Origin of the sequence: Leyella stercorea, assembly GCF_019052365.1 — a bacterium.
In the GTDB taxonomy this organism is placed as follows: Bacteria; Bacteroidota; Bacteroidia; order Bacteroidales; family Bacteroidaceae; genus Prevotella.
Genome location: NZ_JAHQUY010000100.1, coordinates 1 through 7,360 on the forward strand (window position 1 = coordinate 1; position 7,360 = coordinate 7,360).

The following is a 7,360-nucleotide window of genomic DNA, read 5'->3' on the forward strand; positions in this document are numbered from 1 at the left end:
CATGATGCTATGGCGGACGTACAAGCAGCATATGATTGTTATTACGAACTTAAAAGGAAATCACAATGATTAAATTGTATAACACAAATGTAGATGTTTTGGTGGTAAGGAAATCTGACTATCAGAATAACAATATCGGCGATGGGTATTTCCTTGTTCCCAAAGATGAATGGCTTTGTGAAGATGATGGACTCAAAAGTTTTCATTTATTCCTAACCAAGCTTGATGGAAACATAGTTTCCTTGTTTTTGACAAGTGAAGGGCATCCTGTTATTTTAAGAGAATTACCATTATCACGAAGAAGTGATTATATTGAGATATAAATATTACTGAAACAGAATGAAGTATTGATTATGCTCGAACTCGAATTACAACAATATCTCCTCCGTGAGTACCCACAAGAGAATGCTCGCTGCGAATGTAAGGAATCCAAGAATCCAAAGAACTTATTTAAAATACAACAGACGTAAGTTATGGCACTCGCAATAAACATAAACGATCTGCTCAACAAGCAGAAAATTGAGTCTAACCGCATTGAGTTTAAGAAAGGTTGGAATCCAGGGAGCATATATCATAGTATATGTGCCTTCGCTAATGATTTCGACGACCTTGGCGGTGGATATATCATCGTTGGTGTAGATTCCGACGACAAGACGGGTATGGCAATTCGTCCTGTAGAAGGAGTTTCATTGGAAAAGATTGATGGCATCTTGCAGGAGATGGTTGCTTACAACAATAACATGGCTCCATACTATTTGCCTCGTACTTCAGTGGAAGAAGTGGATGGCAAACAGGTGATTGTAATTTGGTGTCCAGCTGGTAGCTATCGTCCTTATTCCGTGCCGGTGAATGTTACGGCAAAAGGATCAAAGGAGTATTTCTACATTCGTAGCGGAACAAGTAGCATAGAGGCAAGAGGTGAAGTGCTCGTTGAACTGCGTGAGTTGGCCAACCGTATGCCTTTTGACGAACGAGGAAATAGCGACATACAGTTGGAAGATATTTCATTGGTACTTCTTCGTGATTATCTTGTCAAGGTAGGCAGCAAGTTGGCTGATGAGGTGATAACAACACCGCTTGCTACGATTCTTGACCAAATGGAACTCTACACTGGTCCGAAAGAGAATCGTTTGCTTCGTAACGTGGCAGCCATGATGTTCTGCGAGAACCCAAACAAGTTCTTCCCATACACTCAGATTGATGTGGTGACATTCCCTAACGGAAAGATGAAAGACCCCAACAATTTTACCGAAGTAACATTCAAGGGCAGTGTTCCGCAGATGATAAAGCAGACAATGGATTATATCAAGAGCAATGTGCTCAAAGAGCATGTGCGTAAGGTGTCGGGCAGACAGGAAGCAGAACGCTTTTGGAACTATCCATACGATGCTATTGAGGAAGCTGTTGTAAACTCCGTATATCATAGAGATTTTTTACAGCATGAACCAATAGAGATAACCATTGAGCCGAGCGGAATATCTATACTTAATTGTCCTGGTCCAGATAGAAGTATCTCCAAAGAAGATATTGCAAAAGGCGATATGCTGAAAAGCCGTCGCTACCGAAACCGAAGGTTAGGCGATTTCTTGAAAGAACTCGACCTGACAGAAGGTCGCTCAACCGGTGTTCCTACAATTCAAACGAAACTGGCAGAGAACGGGTCGCCACGCGCCATCTTTGAAACTACCGACGATCGCTTGACTTTCTTGGTTACTATTCCGATACATGAAGAGTGTTCAGATAGTTCGGAAACAAAATCGGAAAGTTCGGGAACTAAACTCAAAAGTTCGGGAACTAAGCCAGAAAGTTCGGGAACTAAGCCAGAAAGTTCGGGAACTCAACTTAAAAGCTCGGGGACACGTCAGAAAACATCTGACAAAATTATAGAAATGATAAAGAAAGATCCCCAAATAACCGCTCCACAAATTGCAATGGAGTTAGGTATCTCTACACGAGGAGTTGAAAAGAACCTACGTCAACTAAGAGAAACTGGTACTCTAAAAAGAGTTGGTTCACCCACTTTTGGTGGCTATTGGGAAATCGTAAATTTGGACAACGACTAAAACAGTAAAATATTGCCGTTTTATTTTGCAGTTTCGTGCATTTGTACTAACTTTGCAAAGTTAAGTATAACATCTCGGGGTTGACTGGATTTGACAGCGGGATGAAATGGTATGTAAGCATGCGGAGCCTCGATGGCTAGCTCCTTAATCTGAGTGATCAAAAATTTAATTGGCGAAAACAACTACGCTCTCGCTGCTTAATCGAAGTATAGTAGATTAGCTTTATTCCGCCACAAGGTTTGGCGGAACGAGACATCGCTCCAAGGATGTTGTTCCGAATCTGAGGACAAAGCGGTGCAGGTAAATCGGAAATAGCCAGTGTGTGCCTCGCCGCACGGGTGAAGTTTTAGAGGATAAGGGCGCAATTGGTGGTCTGGGTCTTGTTGCGTCACGAAAACCGAAGGCCAGAATAAGCATGTAGAAAGCGTATGGTTTCCCTGTTTGGACGTGGGTTCGAATCCCACCAGCTCCACAAAGAGGCAATTGTTTGACATTCAAATGATTGCCTTTTTTTTATGCTTACACATTCTCTATTTTTGTACAACTTTTGTACCACAACACGTTTAAATCGACGTCCAAGTAGATTTGCTTGCAGAGAATACAGAAGAAAACACAAAAGCTCTACATTTTTCCATATTGCAACACATTTTTCTAACAAAAGGTTATATATATTAACTTTTTTATGTAATTTAGCAATCTATATTAGATATCGGCACAAAAGAACAAGAGAGAAGAGAAAGAATAAGCAGATTTCAACTCATATAATACACCGAGTTTAACTCATACAATACGCCGAGTTTCAACTCACCACAGCATACAGAATTTCAACTTATACATTATTAATATATATGCTTATGAAAATCGACACCAGACAAATGATGCGCAAGTCGGTAGCCCTGGCGCTGCTTCTCGCAGCCACCTACGGCGGACAGGCTCTCGCGCAGGACGACACCGTGATATACGGTAGTGTAGTGTCTTCAATGAACTGGGGCGCAGGTGGCGGACCGGGTATCTACTCGTTCGGCACAACGTCTGCCTCTGGGTTCACACCCGTGAAGATCGACCAGCGACTAACCGCTCAAGGCGGTGGCGCGTATGCCAACGGCAAGTACTACTCTATCAATGTAGACAAGATGCTGCTGAGCGTGTACGACGCCGACACGTGGGAACTGCTCTCGGAGAAGACGATGGCGCACGCCGCTCTCGACCTTGCCTACGACGCTACTACCGACAAGATTTACGCTTGCTACGTTGACGGCGGCATTTGTCTCGGTACGCTGAATGTAGAGAAGGGCGACTTCGACCGCATCGCCAACTTCGACACTACGTTCTCTGCACTCTTCTTCGACAACAGCGGACAGCTCTACGGCATAAGCATGGAAAACCTTGTGAAGATCGACAAGAACACGGCGGAATTTACGGTTGTGGGAAGCACTGGCATCATGCCGATGTACGCGCAGTCGGCTACCGTCGACCCCACCACCGGCAAGTGCTACTGGGCTTCGATGAAGTCTGACTTCACGTCGGCGCTCTACGAGGTGAACATGCAGAGCGCAGCGCTCACGCTTTGCCGACAGTTCACGGGTATGGAGGAGATAACCGGCCTCTACATTCTGCCGCACGTCGACAAGGGTGCACCTGCAAAGGTGAGCGACCTGAAGGCAAGTTTCAGCAACGGCAGCACCACCGGAAAGGTCAGCTTCACCATGCCTTCCGCAACAAAGGGCGGAGAGACGCTGAGCGGCAACATTAATTATAAGGTGTATTTAGGCGACCAGAAGAAGGAAGGAACGGCTGCAGCAGGCAAGACCGTGCAGCTTGACGCCACCCTGCCCGAAGGACGCTGCAAGATTGTGGTCACGACGTCGAACGCAAAGTGCGAAAGCGAACGCGCTGCCACCTCGCTGTGGATTGGCAAGGACGCTCCGGCAACGGTGAGCGGACTCTCGCTGAAGCGCACGCTCGACAAGGGACTGCAGTTGCAATGGGACGCCGTCTCGACTGGTGCGCACAACGGATACGTAGACCCGGCAAGCGTAACGTACAAGGTTGTGAGACAGCCCGACGCCAAGACCGTGAGCGAGAGCACCACCTCTACCGTGCTCTACGACAACGTAGAGAGCGGCGAACTGGCTAAATACTGGTATGAGGTGACACCTTCAGCCTACGGCAAGTCGGGCGAGACACTCGCTTCTAACAAGGTAGTCGTGGGTCCGGGCAAGGCTACGCCGTACAGCGAGAACTTCGAAAAGCAGGAAGCATTCGACTACTTCACCGTGCTCGATGCCAACAACGACAGCAAGACATGGAGCTACAACGAGTACTCGCAGACCGCTGAATATGCCGGCGACGCTACGGTGAAGGCAGACGACTGGCTCATCCTGCCGCCGCTCAAGCTCAACAAGAGCGGTTACTATAAGGTGACGTTCAACGTGCGATGCAACTCGCAGAACAAGCACCTCCTCGCCGTTGCTCTCGGCAATCTGCCCGAGGCTGAGAACATGACTACCAGCGTGATGCCCACTACAGAGTTCAGCACGCGGTTCGAGACGCAGAAGGTAGAAGCGAAGTTCCTCGTGCCTTCCGACGGCGACTACTTCCTTGGCTTCCACCTGCTGAGCGACGCCCTCATGCACTCGTTCGAGATACAGGACATCAGCGTGGAGCAGTATACCACGACCGACACGCCAGCCGCAGTAGCCGACCTCGCGGTGAAGCCTGCCGCAAAGGGCGAACTGAAGTCGGAGGTAACGTTCACGCTGCCTTCAAAGACCATCGGCGGTACGGCTGTAGGCACGCTCACCACAGCCGAAGTGTACAGAGACGGCACCCTGCTGAAGTCGTTCGCAAGCGGCGATGAGACCCTGCAGTCAGGAAAGAAACTCACCCTGACCGACAACCAACCGCAGAACGGCTTCAACACCTACAAGGTGGTTGTGAGCAACGCCAAGGGCAAGGGCGACGACGCGTCGCTGAAGGCATACGTAGGCGTTGACACACCGGCTGCGGTAGAGCACATCACGCTGAGCGAACCGGTTGACGGCACCGTAGTCGTTAGCTGGGAGGCTCCTACCAAGGGTGCCAACGGCGGATATGTAGACCCGAAGGCGCTCACCTACACCGTGAAGCGCAACGGCTGGATGGCGCTCGACGTTAAGGACGGCGAATGTTCGGCTACCGACGTCATCAGCGACCTCGGCAACAAGCAGGGCTCGTACATCTACGTTGTGAACGCCGTATCGACAGCCGGCACAAGCGCCGACGCCACTTCTTACGCCATCTCTGCCGGCAAGCCGTACGAGACGCCGATAGCGGAGTCGTTCAGCAATGCAGTTGCCACCTACTCTGAGTGGGCTGCCGTGCCAAGAATGGGCGAACGCAGCTGGGGCGGCACCACAAGCGAGTCGCAGGACGGCGACAACGGCTGCATCGGCTACACCAACGTGGGCAGCACGGGCGAACTGCTGCTCGTATCGCCGAAGATTCGTATTGACGACACGATGAAGCCCGTCGTTTCGTTCTGGGTGAAACATTCTGCCATCGACGACAACATGGACTTCGAGGTGCTCACACCCGACAACGTATACCACAAGGTGGCTTCCGTAGACCTCAGCCAGAGCGTAGACGGATGGACCGAATACAGCTACGACCTCTCGGCGTTCGCCGCTAACCGCTTCGTGCAGCTGGCGTTCCGCACCGACAACATCAAGTCGAACGAGAAGCTCTATATCGACAACATCCGCATGTCGGACAATCTGCAGCACAACCTGAAGATGGCTGAGCTGAAGACACCGTCGAAGATGAATGTCGGAACGGAGAAGACGGTTTCTGCCGTCGTGAAGAACGTCGGATTGAAGGACGCCGCGGCTTACGGCGTGAAGCTCTACGCCGGCGACCGACTGCTGGCAGAGAAGCAGGGCACGACATTGAAGGCTGGCGAGACAGCCGAACTCGAGTTCAGCGTAACTCCCGAGGTGCGCGACCTTCCGGCTATGCAGCTCAAGGCTGTTGTGGAATACAGCGCCGACGAGAACACTAAGAACGACACCGTGAAGACCGTAGTAGACCTCGTGGCACCTACCTATCCCACGGTGAGCGACCTCAGCGGCGGCTGGAACGGATCGGCAATGAGTCTGAAGTGGTCGGCTCCCGACCTCAGCAGCCTCACTCCGCAGTCGAGCGTTGAGAGCTTCGAGCAGTACGAGGCGTTCACCATCACCGACTTCGGCAAGTGGAAGGTGGTAGACGTTCATGGCAACCAGTACTCTATGGAGTTCCAGACCAACGACGGCAGATGGATAACCTACCCGAACAGCGGCGAGGGCATCAGCTTCCAGGTTATCGACCTCACACAGATTATCGGAACCGAGGAGGACGGATGGTCGAGCGTCTCTGGCGACAAGATTCTCATCTCGCCCTACTGCGGCAGCATGAAGCAAGACTGGCTCATCTCGCCCGAACTGTACGGCGGCAAGCAGCGAATCACCATCAACGCGAAGAGCCTCAACTACCGCATGGACGGACTCGAGGGCTTCACCCTACTCTATTCGACAACGGGCAACGAGACAGCCGACTTCATGGACTTGAAGGAAGTGACCGACATACCCGAGCAGTGGACCGAATACTCGTTCGACCTGCCTGAAGGCGCCAAGTATTTCGCCATCTACGTTGAGGGCATCAACACGGCGCTCTTCCTCGACGACATCAGCTTCGTGCCGGCGGGCGCTCAGAAGCAGGCGCTCGCCATCAACGGATACAACGTATACCGCAACGGCGCTAAGCTCAACGCCACTCCGCTTTCGGCTACCTCGTACGACGACACCGAGGCAAGCAGCACGGGCGAATACACCTACCGCGTGACGGTGGTTTACGACAAGGGCGAGTCTGACTTCTCAAACGCTCTCAGCGTCAACTCCACTTCTGCAATCACCGAGACCACAGCGTCTGAGGGCAAGGTTTACGTAGCGGGCAGAACAATCGTTCTGAGCGGAATCGGCAGCCTCTCGGCAGGCGTCTGGACTGTAGACGGCAAGTGCGTATGGCGTTCAGCCGGCGAGAAGAATGCCGCAGTCGGCGTTCCAACCGGATGCTACATCGTGAAAGTGGGCGGTCGCACGGCGAAGGTTCTCGTGAAGTAACGTTTACTCCTACAATTATTAGATTTAAAAAAGGCTGCACACGGCGAAGTGTGCAGCCTTTTTGTGTTTATGCTTAGTCCTTAAGATGTTTTTAGTGAGCCTTTACCTGTTGGCGGAATTAATTTAGTGCATACTTAATTCTGCCAATGGGCTTGTCGT

3 protein-coding genes and 1 other RNA gene are annotated in these 7,360 nt (G+C 50.9%); all 4 read left to right on the plus strand.

Features of this window, described 5'->3' with window-relative positions; translation table 11 throughout:
* Window positions 1-65: 65 nt before the first annotated feature.
* The 4 genes from KTQ90_RS12205 (at window position 66) to KTQ90_RS12220 (ending at window position 7,201) form a co-directional block, all read left to right on the plus strand.
* Window positions 66-323: a hypothetical protein gene (locus KTQ90_RS12205; protein WP_217318660.1), complete on the plus strand. Its 258-nt coding sequence runs from the start codon at window positions 66-68 to the stop codon at window positions 321-323.
* Window positions 324-473: 150 nt separating this feature from the next.
* Window positions 474-2,063: an RNA-binding domain-containing protein gene (locus tag KTQ90_RS12210; RefSeq protein WP_217318661.1), complete on the plus strand. Its 1,590-nt coding sequence runs from the start codon at window positions 474-476 to the stop codon at window positions 2,061-2,063.
* A gap of 76 nt (window positions 2,064-2,139) precedes the next feature.
* Window positions 2,140-2,538, plus strand: a transfer-messenger RNA (tmRNA) gene (gene ssrA / locus KTQ90_RS12215).
* A gap of 379 nt (window positions 2,539-2,917) precedes the next feature.
* A complete protein-coding gene (locus KTQ90_RS12220) occupies window positions 2,918-7,201 on the plus strand; it encodes a choice-of-anchor J domain-containing protein (protein WP_217318662.1) in 4,284 nt (1,427 codons plus the stop codon).
* Window positions 7,202-7,360 lie beyond the last annotated feature (159 nt).